The following is a 507-nucleotide window of genomic DNA, read 5'->3' as shown; positions in this document are numbered from 1 at the left end:
AAAAGCGGTTATGTGTCGATCTCGGTTCATGAAGATGAATGGAGCTCGATGAGATGTTTCGCATTTTATGGCACAGGTGACCCTTGCGCGCCGGTTTCGCCGAGCGCACTCTTGCGGAGCGTTTTCACAAGAACTTACGGAGGGTGCGACCATGCCACGGGTCAAGCAAGCTTCGAAGCAGAAACGCACAACCAAAGCCGCCACCGTGAAGGTGCTAAGTGCCGCCGGACTGGGTCTTTCGCTGGCGGGTAGTGCATCCGCATCCACGATGCCCGCTGCCGGTATCCCGCAATCTTACAATACCTCGCCAAATCAGCGCTTCTTTCTTGGCGAAGAGGAAATGGCCGACGTCAGTCTGGCCACGTTCCATCTCTTCGATAGAGAAAACTTTGGCAGCGGCGTGCAGCTAGCGCGCGGGTGCGGTGGTTGCGGGTGCGGCCATGGTGGCGGGGGGTGCGGCGGCGGCCGAGGTTGTGGTGGTGGTGGGTTTGTTGGCGGCCGAGGTTG

The 507-nt window shown here is 59.4% G+C and carries 1 protein-coding gene; it reads left to right on the top strand.

Features of this window, described 5'->3' with window-relative positions:
• Positions 1-151: 151 nt before the first annotated feature.
• A partial coding sequence (locus Q2941_RS51910; RefSeq protein ID WP_458197588.1) for a hypothetical protein occupies positions 152-507 on the top strand: 356 nt, incomplete at its 3' end.

It is taken from the genome of Bradyrhizobium sp. UFLA05-153, from assembly GCF_054185185.1.
The sequence above is the reverse complement of the archived record's forward strand: the minus strand, read 5'-3'. Positions and strand labels throughout refer to the sequence as shown.